The sequence below is a fragment of the Microbaculum marinum genome (assembly GCF_037855135.1).
GTDB classification, from domain to species: Bacteria; Pseudomonadota; Alphaproteobacteria; order Rhizobiales; family Tepidamorphaceae; genus Microbaculum; species Microbaculum marinum.
Genome location: NZ_JAZHOF010000005.1, coordinates 251,408 through 267,828 on the forward strand (window position 1 = coordinate 251,408; position 16,421 = coordinate 267,828).

The window sequence follows — 16,421 nt, forward strand, 5'->3', positions numbered from 1 at the left end:
ATCCTGTTCATTTTCGGCTCCTGCAACGGTTGTGTGATCAGCCTTATTCGGCCGCCTCCCGCAGCCTTTCCCCCGGCATGCCTTGCGTGATCTGCTCGAGGAATGTCCGGCGTCTTTCGCGCGCCGCTTCGATGCTTGCGTTCTTGACGTGGCCGTAGCCGCGGATCGCCTCGGGCAGCCGCGCCAGCGCCAGGATCGGATCGCGGGTATCCGCATCGAGCCGCGGCAGCAGCGTGCGGATGTCGTCCTCGTACTGCAGGAGCAGGGCGCGCTCGGCGCGCCGGTCGGCGAGATAGCCGAATGGGTCGAACGGCGTGCCGCGCAGCCCCTTCAGGCGGGCCAGAATTTTCAGCGCCGGCAGCACCCACGGCCCGAAGCGCCGCTTGCGCGGATGCCCGGACGCGCCGTCCGACGTGCCGAGCACGGGGGGCGCGAAATGGAAGCTCAGCCGGGCGCCCGGCTCGAAGGTCGCGGCGAGCGACCTGGCGAAGGCGCCGTCGGTGAAGAGCCGCGCGACCTCGTATTCGTCCTTGTAGGCCATCAGCTTCGCGAAGTTGTCGGCGACGGCGTGGGTGAGCGGTCCAGCGTCGCCGTGGAGCCGGGTTTCCGCCTCGGCGACCTCGTCGACGAGGGCGCGATAGCGCTTCGCATAAGCCGCGTTCTGATACGCGGTCAGGAACGTGGCGCGATGCTCGGCGAGCGCCTGCCAGGTCATGGTTTCCGGCGGTGTCGGGACGGCCGCTTCCAGCGGCTTGCAGACAGCGCTCGGCGCGACGGCGGTCCGGCGGCCCAGTTCGAAGGCGGCGTTGTTCAGCGCCACCGCGACGCCGTTCATCTCGATCGCCCGCTCGATGGCGGCCCGGGACATCGGGATCAGGCCCTGCTGCCAGGCGACGCCGACCAGGAGCAGGTTGGCGCCGATCTCGTCGCCGAGATAGTGGCGGGCGAGATGCCGTGCCGGGAGGAAGGCCGGATCGGATGCGCACCATCGCGTGAGGCTTCTCGACAGCAGGCTGGTGCTGAAATCGTAGTCGGGATCGCGGGTGAACTCGCCGCTGACGGCCTGTTCGGAGGCGACGATCAGGCGTCCGGCCCTGGGGTCGACGAGGCCGAGCGCCGAGGGTTCGGCGGACACCCTGAGGTCGCCGCCGATCAGCAGGCGCGCGTTGGCGGGGGCGATCCGAACGCTATCGAGGACCTTCGGATCGGCGGCTATCCGCAGATGGCTCGTGACGGCGCCGTATTTCTGCGCCATGCCGAGCCGGTCGTGGATGGAAAAGGACTTGCCTTCCAGGTGCGCGGCCATCCCGAGCAGCGCGCCGACCGTGACGATGCCGGTGCCGCCGACGCCGGCGATCACGATGTCGTAGCTTGTATCCGCCTCGAGAGCGGGAATCTTGGGCTCGGGCGCGGCAATGTCCGGCAGGCCTCTGGGGGCGGGCTTTCTCAGCTCGCCTTCGACGGCTACGAAGCTCGGGCAGAAGCCGCCGACGCAGGAGTAATCCTGGTTGCAGTTCGCCTGGTCGATTTCGCGCTTGCGGCCGAATTCGGTTTCGACGGGCACGACCGACAGGCAGTTCGACTGCACCGAGCAGTCGCCGCAGCCCTCGCAGACGCGTTCATTGATAAAGATCTTGCGAGGTGCCGCCGCCATCCGACCGCGCTTGCGCCGGCGCCGCTTTTCCGTGGCGCAGACTTGGTCGTAGATCAGGACCGTGACGCCAGGCGTCTCGCGCAGGTCGCGCTGGACTTCGTCGAGGTCGTCGCGGGGGCTGACCGGAACCCCGCGCGGCAGCAGGCCGGCGGTTTCGTAGGCCGAAGTATCGTCGGCGACGACGACGATCCGCCTCACCCCCTCGGCCTGGAGCTGGCGGACGATGAGGGGCACCGACAGTTCGCCCTCGACCGGCTGGCCGCCGGTCATCGCGATCGCGTCGTTGAACAGGATCTTGTAGGTGATGTTGACGTTGGCGGCGAGCGCTGCGCGGATCGCCAGCAGGCCGGAATGATAGTAGGTGCCCTCGCCGAGATTGACAAAGACGTGCTTCGTCCCGGTGAACGGCGCGGTGCCGATCCATGGCACGCCTTCCCCGCCCATCTGGGTGAAGGTCTCGGTATTGCGGTCCATGCCCGTCGCCATGAAATGGCAGCCGACCCCGGCGAGCGCGCGGCTGCCCTCGGGTACGACGGTTGAGCGGTTGTGCGGGCATCCGGAACAGAAATACGGCGTGCGCGGCCCGACCGAGATATCCGGCGCCTGAGCTGTCCGGGTCAAAGATGTTTCCAACACCGCCTGTCGGCGCGGATCGAGCCAGTCGCCGATCTCCGGGGCGAGCGCTTTCAGGATCGCGCCTGAGTCGAGTTCGCCGACCATCGGGAACTGGGGTGCGCCGTGCCGGTCGTGGCGTCCGAGCACCACCGGCGGCCGGTCCTCGCCGTAGAGGGCGGTCCGGACCTGGGTCTCCAGAATGTCGCGCTTTTCCTCGATAATGAGGATTGTCTCGTGGCCCCTGCAGAAGGCGGCGAGGCTAACCGGATCCGCCGGCCACGGCATGCCGATCTTGTAGACGGAGATGCCGAGTTCCTCGGCGTTGGCCAGTGTCAGGTCGAGGGCGGCGAAGGCCTGCAGCAGATCGAGATAGGACTTGCCGGCGGTCACGATGCCGAGCCGTGGACGCGCGCCCCGGACGATCGTCCGGTTGAGTCCATTGGTGCGGGCGAAGTCGAGTGCCGCGGGCAGCTTGACGCCCAGCAGCCGGCGCTCCACATGCGGCCAGGGATCGGGCCAGCGAATCCAGCGATCGTTCCCCTGGCCAGGCTCTTCGGGCAATGCCACCGAAATGCGGTCGAGCCCGACATCCGCAACAGCCGTCGAGTTGACGTGCTCGGCAAGAACCTTGAAGCCGACATAGCAGCCGGAATACCGCGACATCTCCCAGCCCAGAATGGCGTAGTCGAGCATCTCCTGGATGTCGGCCGGGTAGAGCACCGGCATCTGCATGTCGATGAAGGTCGGTTCGGAGTGATAGGCCTGGCTGGAGGACTTCAGGGCGTGGTCGTCGCCGCTGACGATCAGCACGCCGCCGCGCCGGGACGATCCTGCGCCGTGCGCGTGTCGAAGCGCGTCGCCGCAGCTATCGAGGCCGGCGCCCTTGCCGTACCACATGCCGAAGACCCCCTCGACCGTGGCATTGGGATCGAGCGCGGTCTGTTGCGTGCCCCAGACGCTGGTCAGGGCGAGATCCTCGTTGATGCCCGGCTGGAAGCGGATGCGGTGATCCTCGAGCGGCTGCCGGGCCCGCCATGCCTCCGTATCGACGCTCGACAGCGGCGAGCCGCGATAGCCGCTGAGGAAGCCCGCGGTGTCGAATCCCCGCTCTCGATCAAACCGCCGCTGCCGCAGCATCGCCACGAGAAGGGCCTGCGTTCCGTTCAGCACCACACGGCCCGAACGGGCGGTGTACTTGTCGTCGAGGCTAACGGGGGACAGCAGCATTGCGAGGGAGCCGGTACCGGTCTTCAAACTTGATCCAGATCAAGGATTAATGCATAGAACGAACGATCGGTCAATTAAAAGGCGCCAGAATGATGGGGGCCGGGGAGACGACGATATGCACGACAGGATTGCGATCGTGGGCGCGGGCCAGGCGGGCGCGGCACTGGCGATGCGGCTGCGCGCCGGGGGCCATGTCGGCGAGATCGTGATCTACGGAGCCGAACCGCATCTGCCCTACCAGCGGCCGCCGCTCTCCAAGAAGTACCTGAGCGGCGAATGGGAGGCCGAGCGCCTGTATCTGCGGCCGGATCACTACTGGAGGGATGCCGGCATAGAGGTCCGCTCGGGCGAACCGGTCGTCGCGATCGATCCGGCTGCCAGGACGCTGCGCTGGGGGGGCGAGGATCGGCCCTGGGACAGGCTGGCGCTGACCACGGGGGCCCGCCCGCGGCCCCGGCCCGCAGGGTTCGCCGACGTCGACGGCGTCTACGAGCTGCGCTCGCTGAACGACGTCGATGCCATGCGCGCCCGCTTTTCGCCGGGCAGACGGCTGGCCGTCGTGGGGGGTGGGTTCATAGGGCTCGAGACGGCGGCCGTCGCAGCCGGTCTCGGGATGGTGGTGACGGTCATCGAGCTGGCCGAGCGCATCCTGGCGCGCGTGGTGTGCGCCCGGACGTCGGAGCACTTCCGGAACCTGCACGCCGCAAACGGCGTGCGCATTCTGGAAGGACGATCCGTTTCGAAGGTCCTCGGCGACGGGGCCGTGACGGCTGTGGAGCTGGACGACGGGAAGCGGATCGACACGGACATCGTGCTGCTTGGCGTCGGCGTGCTGCCGGAGACCTCGCTTGCCGAACAGGCGGGCCTGCGCTGCGACAACGGTATCCTGGTGGACGAGCGCTGCCGCACCTCCTGCTCCGGCATCTGGGCCGCCGGCGACTGCGCGGCGTTTCCTTTCATGGGGGAGAAGACCCGCCTCGAGAGCGTCCAGAACGCCATCGACCAGGCCGAGGCGGCGGCCGACGACATGCTCGGCATCGGCGTGCCCTATGTGCCGGTGCCGTGGTTCTGGTCGGATCAGTACGACACCAAGCTGCAGATCGCCGGCCTGAACCGCGGCTATACGCAGGTCGTCTCGCGGAGCACCGGGCGGGGCCTGTCGAACTGGTATTTCAAGGACGAGGACTTCATCGCAGTGGACTGCATCGGCGATGCCCAGGCGTTCATGATCGCCAAACGGCTGCTGGCGGGCGGCGCCAGGATCGATCCGGCACGGGTGGCGGATCCCGATATTCAGCTGAAGTCGCTGCTGGCGTGACCGGCCCCGGCCTCAATTGCCGGTGTTCCGGTATCCGTTCAGGAAGATGTCCACGGCGCGGTCGGCGAGGGTGGCAGGCTTGATGGCACCGTCGGACCGGTACCAGGTGTAGGTCCAGTTGATCATGCCGAAGAACAGCATCGTGTCGACATGGGCGCTGTCCGCATTCTCCGCGCGGTCCGGCCGGATCCGCCCGAGCGCATCCTGGACGTAGGCGACGAGCTGCCGCTCCTTCCTGACGATCTCGTTGCGCTTTCGCTTGGGAAGGAAGTCGATGCAGGTCAGCAGTACGACATGCTTGTCGCGCGAGACAGCGTAGATCTCGAGGAAATACGCGATCAGCTCGCGGAACCGCTCGACCGGGTCGTCGCTGTCGGTCAGCGTCTCCTGACACTCCTTGAGCAGCTTGTCGACATGCTCGGTGAGCATGGTCGACAGGATCGCCTCTTTCGACTTGAAATAATGATACAGGCGGGACTTCGAGCATTCGTTCGCCGCGGCAATGTCGCCGATCGACGTCGCGGCGTATCCCCGCGAGGCGAACAGCGTGGCGGTGCGCTCGATGATCGAGGCCTGGATCTTGTCGTAATCTGCAGAGCGGGTTCTCGCCACGGAATGTCCTGAACGTAAAATTGTTTGATCGTTCGGACATATATATGGCGCGTCGCGGCGATGCAATTTGCCGTGTCGCCCCTGTCGCCGGCGGGGAAATGTCAGGGCGGGAAGTGCCGCAGACTAGGGAATGGCGGCGACGACCTGAATCTCCAGCCGCAGGCCGGGCAGCATCAGGTCGGCCCGGACCGTCGCGCGGGCGGGCGGCGCATCCGTGCCGATCCATGCGCGCCACAGGTCGTTGAACGCCGGAAAGTCGGCGACGTCCGTCAGCCAGATCGTGGCGGCGAGCAGGTTCGACTTCCCCGCCCCGACTTCGGCGAGAAGAGATTCGATTCGCGAGAAGATCTCCCGGGCCTGGGCCGCGAGGTCGCCCTCCCGGTTGTCGAGCGCGACCTGGCCGGACAGGTAGGCCGTGTTGTTCCAGACGGTGACCTGGGACATCAGGTCGTTCGATGATATCCGTTCGATCATTCGGTTCCCCGTTGTGCTCGTCCGGTGCCTCAAACGTGCCCGGCTGCGCCGAGATAGTGCACGTGTTCGGCGGCAATGTCGCCGATGGTGGCGGTGCCCAGCAAGGTCATCGCGCGCGTCAGCTCTGACTTCAGGATCGAGATGACGTGGGCGATCCCCGGCGCGCCGCCGGCGCCGGCGCCATAGAGCGTGTTGCGGCCCATCAGGACGAGATCGGCGCCGAGCGCCCTCGCCTTGATGATGTCGGTGCCACGCCGAAAACCGCTGTCGCAGATGATGGTCAGCGCCTCTCCTGCCACCTTGCGGGCGTCCGGTAGCACGGTGAGCGGCGAGATCCCGCCGTCGAGCTGGCGGCCGCCGTGGTTGGAGAGGACAACGCCGCGTGCACCCAACTCGGCGGCGCGTTCGACGTCCTTGACGCTGAGCAGGCCCTTGATCACCACCGGCCCGTCCCACAGTCCGATGAACTCCTCGACGTCGCGCCACGTGACCGAAGGATCGAGCTGCGAGTTCATGAATGCGACCAGTCCCTGGGCGCTGCCGGCCGCGGCCCTTGCCGCCTCCACCATGTTCTCCGGCTTCGGCGCGCCGCAGCGCGCCAGCCTCAGGAGCCAGCCTGGCCGAATCGCGGTATTCGCCACGTTGCGCCGAGTGGCGCGCAGAGGCAGCGTGAAGTCGTTGCGCGGATCGCGCTCGCGGTTGCCCCCCGTCGGGCAGTCGACGGTTATCACGAGCACCGAATAGCCGGCAGCCTTCGCCCGTTCCACGAGGCTGCGCGATAGGTCGCGGTCGCGGAAGATGTAGAGCTGGAACCAGTTCGGCGCGGCGGTGGCGTCCGCGACGTCCTCGAGCCGGACGCTGGAGACCGTGCTGAGGCAGAACGGGATCGCCGCCTTCTCCGCCTCCCTGGCCAGCAAGGTTTCCGCCTTCGGCCAGGCCAGCCCTGCAAGGCCGGTAGGGCCGATGCCGAACGGCGCGGCGAACCGGTTGCCGAAGATCTCGACCGTCAGATCGATGGCGCTGACGTCGTTAAGCACCCGTTGGACGAAGCCCCACTCGTCGAACTGCCGCCGGTTTCGCCGCTTCGACACCTCGTCCTCTGCGGCGCCGTCGATGTAGTCGAAGATCGCCCGGGGCAGCCGCCGTCGTGCGGCTTCCCGCATGTCCTCCAGGTTCAGGACATCGTTGAAGGGGCCCGAGGCTGCTTCCATGTCAGTGAGTACCCTGGTTCAGTGAACGTCCGGTCGATGCAGCACACGTGTGGCCTTGGCTTCGTAGCGGGGCAGCGTGCCCTCGTCGAAGCAGTCGACCTCGACCTTGATGCCCAGGCGGGCTTTGACTTCACGCTTGATGTCGGCAGTGATCTGCCCGGCCGGCCGGTTGCTGCGGCGTTCGGATTCGACAGCAACGCACATCGTCCCGATCGTCTGCCGTTCGCGGTCGACGTAGATCTGCCAGGCCTCCTTCACGGTGCCCGGCGTGCCGGCGACGATATCCTCGATCTGGGAGGGGAAGACGATCACGCCCTTCACCTTAATCATGTCGTCGCTGCGCCCGATGATCCGGCCGATCTTGCGCATGCCGCGCCGGCCCGACGGGCAGTCGAAGGGGCGTTCCGACAGGCGCACGAGATCCCGCGTGCGCCAGCGCACGACCGGTGATGCCTCGCGGCACAACGTGGTGATGACGATCTCGCCAACCTCGCCCGGACCGACCGGCTTCAGGGTATCGGGATCGAGGATCTCGGTGACGATGGTGTCTTCGTTGACGAGCTGAAGTTCGTCGTCGGCATGGGTGTAGGGCGTCGAGATCGCCAGGACCGGGCCGCCGGCCTCCGTGGTGCCATAGATGTTATGGCTGATGAAGCCCTCGGGCATGGCGTCCTCGAGCTGCGCGCGGAACTCCGTTGAGACGGACTGTCCGCCCAGGATCGCCAGCGTCAGCGTCCAGTCCGATTTCGGATCGATGCCGGCCTCGCGGGCATGCGTGAGCAGCGTCATAAGCCAGAGCGGCGACATCGAGGCGACGTCGTAGCAGTGGTCGCGCAGCCACTTCGCGGCGAGTTCGCCGCGCCCCGGCCCGATCGGGAAGTTCGTGCAGCCCATGGCCGAGAATCCGATGTCGAGTGCCGGCCCGCCGATCCACAGGCCGTATCCGTAGCCCTGGTAGGCGCGCATGCCCGGCCTGACGCCGGCGGCCGCCAGGATCCGGCTCATCTGATAGGGCAGCAGCCTCCGATAGTCGTTCGCCGTCATGCCGAACGTCACAGGCAGGCCGGTGGTCCCCGATGTCGCCATGAAACGCTCGACGCTGTTCATCGGCACGGTGAGGAACGGAAACGGGTAGTGGTCGTGCAGGTCGGATTTCTCCAGGAACGGCGCGTTCTCCAGCCCGTCCTCGGCCGCAAGGTCTCCGGGATGCATGCCGGCCGCGCCGAAATGCGCGATCCATTCGACGCTTTCGCCGAGCCGGCGACCGAGTTCGGCCAGTCGGGTCTTTTGAAGCTTGCAGATGGCGGGATAGTCCAGCCCTTCGAGATCCTCGTGCAGCATGTCCGTCTCCTCCTGCGGGCCATGACGTCGCATTCTTTCGTGAGCCGCTTGCGCGCGCTGGTGCGATGACGGTGGCGGCTCTTTATTAGATCGAACGTTTGGTCTAAGTAAAGAGCCCGCTGCGCCTCGCGTTGCGCCACGTCCGGCTAGAGGCCGACGGCGCGGCGGGGCGCTTGGAGTAGCGGCAGGACGTGGGAAGCCGTGGAGGACGGAATGGCCGGAGCAGGCGTGATATCCCGGGAACGGGAGGCCGACGCGACCGTAGCGATCGGACGCCTTCGCGATGCGTTCGGCGACCGGGTCAAGACAGGTGCGACGTGGCGCGAGCAGCACGGGCACACGACATCCTACCTCGCCAGCCAGCCGCCGGATGCCGTCTTCGCGCCGAAGGATGTCGACGAGATACGGCGGGCCGTCGTCATCTGCGCCGCCGAACGGTTTCCGGTGATCCCATTTGGCGGCGGCACCTCGCTTGAGGGGCAGTTGAACGCACCGCGCGGCGGCCTGTCGCTCGACATGAGCGACATGAACCGGATCCTCGCGGTGAATACCGACGACCTCGACTGCGTGGTGGAGCCGGGCGTGACGCGCCATCAGCTGAACGCCCATGTTCGCTCGTCGGGGCTGTTCTTCCCGATCGATCCGGGCGCAGACGCCTCGCTCGGCGGCATGGCCTCGACGCGTGCCTCCGGCACCAACGCCGTCCGCTACGGTACGATGAAGCAGAACGTCCTGTCGATGAAGGTGGTGCTGCCGAACGGAGAGCTCATCCAAACGGCGCAGCGCGCGCGCAAGTCATCGGCCGGATACGACCTGACCAGCCTGTTCGTCGGCGCCGAGGGCACGCTCGGCGTGATCGCCGAACTCTCGGTGCGGCTCTATGGCCTGCCGGAGAAGATCGTCAGCGGCACCACATACTTCCCTACGCTGGATGCCACCGTGCGGACGGTGATCGAGACGATCCAGATGGGCATTCCCGTCGCCCGCCTCGAACTCATGGACCCGCTGTGCATGAGGGCCGTCAATGCCTATTCCGGTCTGGCGCTGCCGGAGGAGCCGACACTGTTCGTCGAGTTTCACGGCATGCCTGCGGGCGTCGACGAGCAGGTGTCGGTATTTGCAGAGCTGTGCGCGGCCAACGGGGCGGCGCCGTTCCGGTCGGCCGCCCGGCTGGAAGACCGCGACCGGCTCTGGGCCGCGCGCCACAACCTGTATTTCGCGTTCCCGGAACTGCGCCGCGATGCGCGCGGCATCCCGACGGACGTCTGCGTTCCGATTTCTAGGCTTGCCGAATGCGTCGGTGTAACGGAAGCCGACATCGCCCGGTCAGGTCTGCTGGCGCCGATCGTCGGCCACGTCGGCGACGGCAATTTCCACCTGATGATCCTGGTGGATCCCGAAGACCCGGAGGAAATGGCACGCGCGCACGGGGCGCTCGAACGCCTGAACGAAAGAGCTATCCGCATGGGCGGCACCTGCACCGGCGAGCACGGCATCGGACAGGGGAAGCGCCGCTTCATGGCGATGGAATTCGGCGGCGCGCTCGATCTCATGAAGGCGATCAAGGCCACGGTCGACCCGGCAACCATCATGAACCCGGAAAAGATCCTGTGACCTGCATGCGGCCCGTCGCGCCGGCGATTCCAGGACCCCGCCGCGCCCACTATCGATGATCCCGCTTTTCCTTGACAGGCACGGTTTCGCTGCGCCATATAATAAATCGAACGATCGTTCTATAAAAGGCGATCTCCGATGAATTCGATGAAGAACCCAGGGACGACGATTGCATGGCACATCTGTCGAACGGTCACGGCACCAACGGCCACGGCGCGAACGGCGTCGCGTACCGGGACCTGATCAGACCGACGCAGGTCCACAGTTCGCTCTACTACGACGAGCGCGTCTTCGAGGACGAGCTTGAACGCATCTGGTACCGCGGCTGGGTCTATGTCGGACACACGAGCGAGGTGCCCAACAAGAACGACTACGTGACCAAGGCGATCGGGCCGACGCCGGTGCTGATGGTTCACGATCGGACGGGCGAGATCAGTCTGCTGCTCAACAAATGCCCGCATCGCGGCAATCAACTCTGCGCCTACCAGAGCGGCAACCGGACCACCTTCACCTGCCCCTATCACTCCTGGACCTTCGCCAATACCGGCAAGCTGATGGGCTATGCCTACGCCGACGGCTACGAGGGGCAGGACAGGGACAAGTTCAGTCTCGGCAGGGTGCCGCGAATCGGCATCTACCGCGGGTTCGTGTTCGGTTCCTTCGCGGAGGACGGACCGTCGCTCGAGGACTATCTCGGCGGGGCAAAGGCCTCCATCGATCAGCTTCTCGACAATTCCCCGGAGGGCGAACTGAAGCTGACCGCCGGCTTCCTGCAGCACCGCACCAAGGCCAACTGGAAGTTCATGCTGGAGAACGAGACGGACGGATATCATCCCGCCTTCGTTCACGGATCCGTCTTCCAGGTCACCGACAGCGGCATCGGCGATCTCTATGGGCCGGACTCCACCGCCCTGACGCGCGATTTCGGCAACGGGCATACCGAGTTCGATCTCAGGCCCGAATGGCGGCGCAGCGGCAAGCCCCTGGAATGGTTCGGGACCAACGAGACGCGTCTGCCCAACTACGTGTCGGGCATGCGCGACGCCTATGGTGCCGAACGGGCGCGGGAGATCATGATCGACGGGTCCCCGCACATCATGATCTTCCCGAACCTGTTCATTGCCGAAATCCAGCTGTTCGTGCTGCAGCCGCTGGCCGTCGACGAAACCGTCCAGCACGTGACGGCGCTGCAGTTCAAGGGCGCGCCGGACTTCAACCGACGCCTGCGCCAGCAGACGATGGGATCCGTCGGACCGGCCGGGCTGCTGCTTGCCGACGACACCGAGATGTACGAGCGCAACCATCGGGGCGCGGCGATCCGCGATCCCGAATGGATCACCCTTACCAGGGGCCTGCACCGCGAGCGGACGGACGAGAACGGCTTTCTCGTCGGTCATTCCACCGATGAAGTTCCCCAGCGCGGAATCTGGTGGCACTATCTCGAACTGATGGCAGGATGACATGACGATGGGACAGATCGCGACCCGGGCCGGCGCCCGGGAGGACGGCTCGAACGGGGCAGCCGGCGAGGCCGAGCCGCTGCCTCAGGACAATGCGTCGCTGCTTCACCGGATCGAGCAGTTCCTTTTCATGGAGGCGCGCCTGCAGGACACCCACGCCTATGACGAGTGGGAGGCGCTGTGGACCGACGATGCCACCTACTGGGTGCCCGCCAACGGTCACGACATAGACCCGGAAACGCAGATGTCGATCATTTACGACAACCGCTCGCGGATCGGCGTGCGCATCGGCCAGCTGAAGACCGGGCGCCGGCACACCCAGACGCCGCCGTCGAACCTCGCCCGCATCATCTCCAACGTCGAGCTGGTGGAGCGGTCCGGCGACGAGGTGGCGGTGCGTGCCAATGCGTTCATCTACGAGGACAACCTGCGCGGCGAGACCATGTGGGCGGCGCGCAACGAGTATCGCCTGCGCTTCGTCGACGGCGAGATCAAGATGGTGCGCAAGAAGGTCGGCCTCGTGAACAATCACAAGCCGATCTACACGCTGTCCTTCCTCGTCTGAGCGCCGGCGGGAGCAGATCATGGACACGCGCGTGGAAAGCGGAAGCCCTGAAACCTGGATCGGCGAGGGACCGGTCCTGCTCCACTTCGATGGAGCAATCGCCACCCTGACGCTCAACCGGCCCGCCGCCTCGAACGGCATGAACATCGAGATGATGAAGGCGATCTACGAGGCGGTGATGCACTGCCATCGCGACCCGCGCGTCCGCGTCGTGCACCTCAGGGGCGCCGGACCGAACTTCTGCGCCGGCGGTGACGTGCGGGAGTTCGCCGCGAAGGGGGAGGCGCTGGGGGACTTCCTCAAGGAGGTGACCTCCTACCTGCAGATCGCGGTCGGCGCCCTGATCCGGCTCGACGCGGTGGTCGTCACCGAAGTCCACGGCTACGCGGCGGGCGGCGGCGGCCTCGGCCTGGTCTGCGCGTCCGACATCGTCGTGGCCGGCGCCTCCGCCAGGTTCATGGCCGGGGCGACGCGAGTCGGCATGGCGCCGGACGGCGGCGCTTCCGTGATCCTGGCGCGGCTGATCGGACTGCGCCGCGCCGCCGACCTGTTCCTGACCAATCGTATCGTCGCGGCGGACGAAGCGCTGTCGATCGGCCTGGTGACCGAGGTTGCAGGCAACGACGACCTCGCCGAAGCGGCCCGTCGCAAGGCGGAGTCTGTCGCCAAGGGTGCGCCCAGGGCTCTGGCCGCGACGAAGCGGCTGCTGTGGAACGGTGTCGGCCTGAGCGTCGAGGCCTGCCTGCCGGAGGAGGCCCGCACGGTGTCGGAACTGTCGGCGACCGCCGACTCGCGCGAGGGGCTGGCGGCCGTCATCGGAAAGCGCAAGCCGGTCTTTACGGGCGCCTGAGCCGTGGCTCCCGAAGCTCCGTTGCGCGCGCTGGTCACCGGGGGGGCGGGCGGCATCGGCGCCGCCATCGCGCGCCGGCTCGTCGCGGACGGGCTCGACGTGACGATATGCGATCGCGATGCGGAGGCCGGAACCGACCTGGCCGGGACACTGGGGGCGACGTTCGTCGAGGTCGACGCGACGGACTACAGGGCGATCCAGGCCCTGTTCGACGACCGGGAGCACTTCGCGGTTCTGGTCAACAACGTCGGCGCCGATCAGCACGCCTTCTTCACCGACCTGATGCCGGCCGACTGGCGCGCCCTGCTCGCCGTCAATCTGGAGAGCACCTTCGCCTTCACGAAGGGGGCGCTGCCGGGCATGCAGGCCGCGTCCTACGGCCGGATCATCAACATCGCCTCGGAGGCCGGTCGCCTCGGGTCGAAGGGCGGGTCGGTCTACGCCGCGGCGAAGGCCGGCGTGATTGGCTTTACGAGATCCATCGCTCGGGAAAACGCCCGCTACGGCATCACGGCGAACGCCGTTCTGCCCGGCCCCATCCGGACGCCGATGGTGGAGAGGGCGGCAGCGGCACACGGACCCGGGATCGTCGCGGACATGGAGAACCTGACGCTGCTCCGGCGTCTCGGTGAGCCGGACGAGGTTGCCGCCGCGACCGCTTTCTTCGCTTCGAGGGAAGCATCTTTCGTCACCGGCGAGGCCCTCGGCGTGTCCGGCGGCATGGGATGCGGGGCCGGATGAGCGGTTCACGCCAGATGCGAGCGCACGAAGTCGCCGATCTGTTCGACCGATTGCCCCGCCTCCGGCAGTTCGGGAAACACCTGGAAGTGATGATACATCTCCTCCCAGATCCTCAGTTCCACGGTCACCCCCTGCTCTCTGGCTCTCCGCGCAAGCAGCTTCGAGTCGTCGAGCGTTATGTCGAAGTCGCCGGCATGGATCAGGATCGGCGGCAGCCCGTCGAGCCTCGCTTCGACGGGCGACGCAAGCGGATCGAGAGCATTGCCATCTCGGCCGAGATAGGTGCGCGCCATCGCGGCGAGTTGCTCCGGCTTGGAGAAGACGTCGACCGGCGCGCGGCTGACATAGCTGTCCCCACGCATGGCGAGATCGACCCACGGCGAAATCAGAACGAGGCAGGCGGGTATCCCCACGCCGGCTTCGCGCGCCTGAAGCGCGACGCCGAGCGCCAACGCGGCACCGGCGGAATCTCCGGCGACCGCGATCCTACGCGGATCGATACCGCTGTCCAGCAGCCATCGGTAGGCGGCGAATGCGTCCTCGGCCGCGGCGGGAAACCGGTGCTCGGGCGCAAGCCTGTATTCGAATCCGAGCACCCTCCCCCCGGTCGCCGCCGACAGTCTCGACATCAGGTTCAGGTGCGACTTGATCGAACCGATCTGATATCCGCCGCCGTGACAGAAAAGGACGACGCGCTCTGATGCGGCGCCCGGAACGCGGATCCACGATGCAGGCATGTCGCCGATGCGGACCGGTTCGACGGCGGCGTTGGTCGGTTCCGCCAGGAAAGCGTCAAAACTCGGCCTGATGTATGAAATCGACGCGTTTCTCTCCCAGTCAGCCTTCTGTTCCCTGAGCCTCTGAGAGACTTTATCTCTCACTTCCGACGGCGTATCTGTCATGTATGTTCTCTACATTCGTGCATATCTGTAATATGTATATCAGAAGGAACAAATATTCACCGAATTATTTTTAAAATCTCTCAATCAGAATCATATCATTTTGATTTTGCTTCATGTGAGTTTGCGTACGACAACGTAGGAAACCGGGCGTCGAACATGGTTCCCGAACGTATTCCGGATACGCTCGGCGCCATCCTGGAGCCGGTGGGGTTGTCGCGTGATGCGCACGCGACGCGGCAGCGAGGGGAAATCAATCCTGGCATCGGGAGGCCGTCAGATCGAATCGATGGCGAATTGTCGACGCGCGACCGACCGGCGCCTGCGAGATCGCGGCCAACGCGGGGCAAAAGCGTCGAAGCATTCGGCCTCAGTCGGCGCGACCTGCCGCGCTTCGCGGGATCACAATGCGCGGCGTCTACGGGCGTGTGCTCGATCGGACCGGGCCCGAACCCCAGCCGGGCCTCAAGGACAACCTGGATGTCGGCCGATGGTGTCGGACGTCTTCGAGATCGAACGGTGCGAGATGGCATTCCGCCGCGCAGGGCGGACGGTCCGGAAAGATACTTTTCAGGCCCTGAGCTGCATTTGTGCCCCGGGGATGTCGCCCCGGATCACGGCGCCAACGCCGCGCCTCACCCCTCGATCGGGACGAGGAACCGGCCGCCGTCGATCTTCTTCTCTCCGTCGACGTAGAGCGTCGGGTGCAGGATCACGCCGTCCATGTGGATGTTGGACTTCACCGTGCCGCCGACGTCGACATTGGTGCCGAGGCCGAAGTGCAGGGTGCCCATGATGTTCTTGTCCTCGCGCTGGATGCCGCGGATCACCGCCTTGGCGTTGACGCCGACGGAGGCCTCGGCCGGGCACATGTAGGCGTTGTCGTCGCCGTAGGCCTCCAGGTAGTCCTTCAGGATCCGCGCTTCCGGTCCGCCGTCGATCGAGACGACCCGGCCGTCCTTCACGGTCAGCTCGATCGGCGTGTAGAGCCGGCCGAGGTGGTGCATAGTCAGGTCGATGACCAGCTTGCCGTTGGCGCTGCCCTCGACCGGGGCGACGTTGAACTCGCCGGTCGGGAACAGGTAGTAGAGCAGGTTGTTGCCGGGCCGGTTCTCGTCTTTGGCGAAGTTGATGATCCGGTAGGGATCGAAGTCGTCGCCCGGCAGCGGCGGCCGGGTGATGCGGCCGTCGACGGAATAGGTGAACTCGGTGCCGTAGGCCGAGGTGACGCGGCATTCCTTCGGATCGTCGCCGAACACGTTCTTCGACACGTAGTGCTTGCGCACCGCGACCTGCTTCATGTCCTCGGTGACGGCGCCCGACTGGAACATTTCCAGTGTCATGCCGCCGTCCATGCAGATCGCCGGGATGCCGGCGGCCATGGCGTCGAAGTTGGCCGGGCAGTGCAGCATCCCCGTCGAGGCCAGCAGCACGTTGACGTCCGACTTCATCATCGCCTCGATGACGGCCGACGGCGGGTCGTAGTAGTCGGCCGGCCGGCGCTCGAACAGCGCCACCGTCGCCTCGGCGCCAAGCTCGCACAGCGTCGACTGGACGACCTGCCAGACGCGCGGGTCGTGGGCGGTGTCGGTCAGGATCAGCACCCGCTGGCCCGGCTTGATGTTGTGCACGAACGGGGCACGCAGATATTCCATGCTTCCCGTGACGAACGCCCCTGCCTGCATGATCGCTCCTTGGTCGCCGATCCCCCCGCATGGCCTCGCCCGCCACGCACTGTCTGGCTGTTCTGTCGACACTTAATCGTGTCGGCGGAGCCCCGTCAAGGTTTTCCGCCTTCGTGTCGGGCGTTCCCATCAACGCTCGGGCGGATCTCCGGGCG

The 16,421-nt window shown here is 66.3% G+C and carries 13 protein-coding genes; 6 read left to right on the plus strand and 7 right to left on the minus strand.

Translation table 11 applies throughout. From position 1 onward, the window contains the following. Positions 1–43: 43 nt before the first annotated feature. On the minus strand, positions 44–3,496 hold the full coding sequence (locus V3328_RS13925; RefSeq protein ID WP_340330281.1) for an indolepyruvate ferredoxin oxidoreductase family protein: 3,453 nt from the start codon (positions 3,494–3,496) through the stop codon (positions 44–46). Positions 3,497–3,611: 115 nt separating this feature from the next. On the opposite strand from V3328_RS13925, the gene V3328_RS13930 reads away from it, so the two are divergent. Next, positions 3,612–4,814: an NAD(P)/FAD-dependent oxidoreductase gene (locus V3328_RS13930; RefSeq protein ID WP_340330282.1), complete on the plus strand. Its 1,203-nt coding sequence runs from the start codon at positions 3,612–3,614 to the stop codon at positions 4,812–4,814. A gap of 12 nt (positions 4,815–4,826) precedes the next feature. Here the strand turns inward: V3328_RS13930 and V3328_RS13935 are convergent, their stop codons facing one another. The 4 genes from V3328_RS13935 to V3328_RS13950 form a co-directional block, all read right to left on the minus strand. After that, on the minus strand, positions 4,827–5,426 hold the full coding sequence (locus V3328_RS13935; protein ID WP_340330283.1) for a TetR/AcrR family transcriptional regulator: 600 nt from the start codon (positions 5,424–5,426) through the stop codon (positions 4,827–4,829). A gap of 123 nt (positions 5,427–5,549) precedes the next feature. After that, complete coding sequence (locus tag V3328_RS13940) at positions 5,550–5,900, minus strand: RidA family protein (protein WP_340330284.1); 351 nt, start codon at positions 5,898–5,900, stop codon at positions 5,550–5,552. A gap of 29 nt (positions 5,901–5,929) precedes the next feature. After that, positions 5,930–7,111, minus strand: a complete 1,182-nt coding sequence (locus tag V3328_RS13945; protein WP_340330285.1) for an alpha-hydroxy acid oxidase — start codon at positions 7,109–7,111, stop codon at positions 5,930–5,932. An 18-nt stretch (positions 7,112–7,129) separates the two neighbouring features. Further along, positions 7,130–8,452 carry a phenylacetate--CoA ligase family protein gene (locus V3328_RS13950; protein ID WP_340330286.1) on the minus strand — a complete coding sequence of 441 codons (1,323 nt, stop codon included), beginning with the start codon at positions 8,450–8,452 and terminating at the stop codon, positions 7,130–7,132. Positions 8,453–8,665: 213 nt separating this feature from the next. On the opposite strand from V3328_RS13950, the gene V3328_RS13955 reads away from it, so the two are divergent. From V3328_RS13955 to V3328_RS13975, 5 genes are all read left to right on the plus strand, one after another. After that, positions 8,666–10,066 carry an FAD-binding oxidoreductase gene (locus V3328_RS13955; protein WP_340330287.1) on the plus strand — a complete coding sequence of 467 codons (1,401 nt, stop codon included), beginning with the start codon at positions 8,666–8,668 and terminating at the stop codon, positions 10,064–10,066. 173 nt (positions 10,067–10,239) lie between these two features. Beyond that, positions 10,240–11,526 (plus strand): aromatic ring-hydroxylating dioxygenase subunit alpha, encoded by a 1,287-nt coding sequence (locus tag V3328_RS13960; protein WP_340330288.1) that lies wholly within the window; start codon positions 10,240–10,242, stop codon positions 11,524–11,526. A gap of 7 nt (positions 11,527–11,533) precedes the next feature. Beyond that, the gene (locus V3328_RS13965) at positions 11,534–12,091 is read left to right on the plus strand and encodes an aromatic-ring-hydroxylating dioxygenase subunit beta (protein WP_340330289.1); all 558 of its coding nucleotides are present in this window, start codon (positions 11,534–11,536) and stop codon (positions 12,089–12,091) included. A gap of 19 nt (positions 12,092–12,110) precedes the next feature. Beyond that, positions 12,111–12,941: an enoyl-CoA hydratase/isomerase family protein gene (locus V3328_RS13970; protein WP_340330290.1), complete on the plus strand. Its 831-nt coding sequence runs from the start codon at positions 12,111–12,113 to the stop codon at positions 12,939–12,941. Between the two features lie 3 nt (positions 12,942–12,944). Further along, positions 12,945–13,682: an SDR family NAD(P)-dependent oxidoreductase gene (locus V3328_RS13975; RefSeq protein ID WP_340330291.1), complete on the plus strand. Its 738-nt coding sequence runs from the start codon at positions 12,945–12,947 to the stop codon at positions 13,680–13,682. 5 nt (positions 13,683–13,687) lie between these two features. On the opposite strand, the gene V3328_RS13980 is transcribed toward V3328_RS13975, so the two are convergent. Further along, on the minus strand, positions 13,688–14,419 hold the full coding sequence (locus tag V3328_RS13980) for an alpha/beta hydrolase (protein ID WP_340330292.1): 732 nt from the start codon (positions 14,417–14,419) through the stop codon (positions 13,688–13,690). 797 nt (positions 14,420–15,216) lie between these two features. Continuing rightward, a complete protein-coding gene (locus V3328_RS13985) occupies positions 15,217–16,266 on the minus strand; it encodes an aminopeptidase (protein ID WP_340330293.1) in 1,050 nt (349 codons plus the stop codon). Positions 16,267–16,421 lie beyond the last annotated feature (155 nt).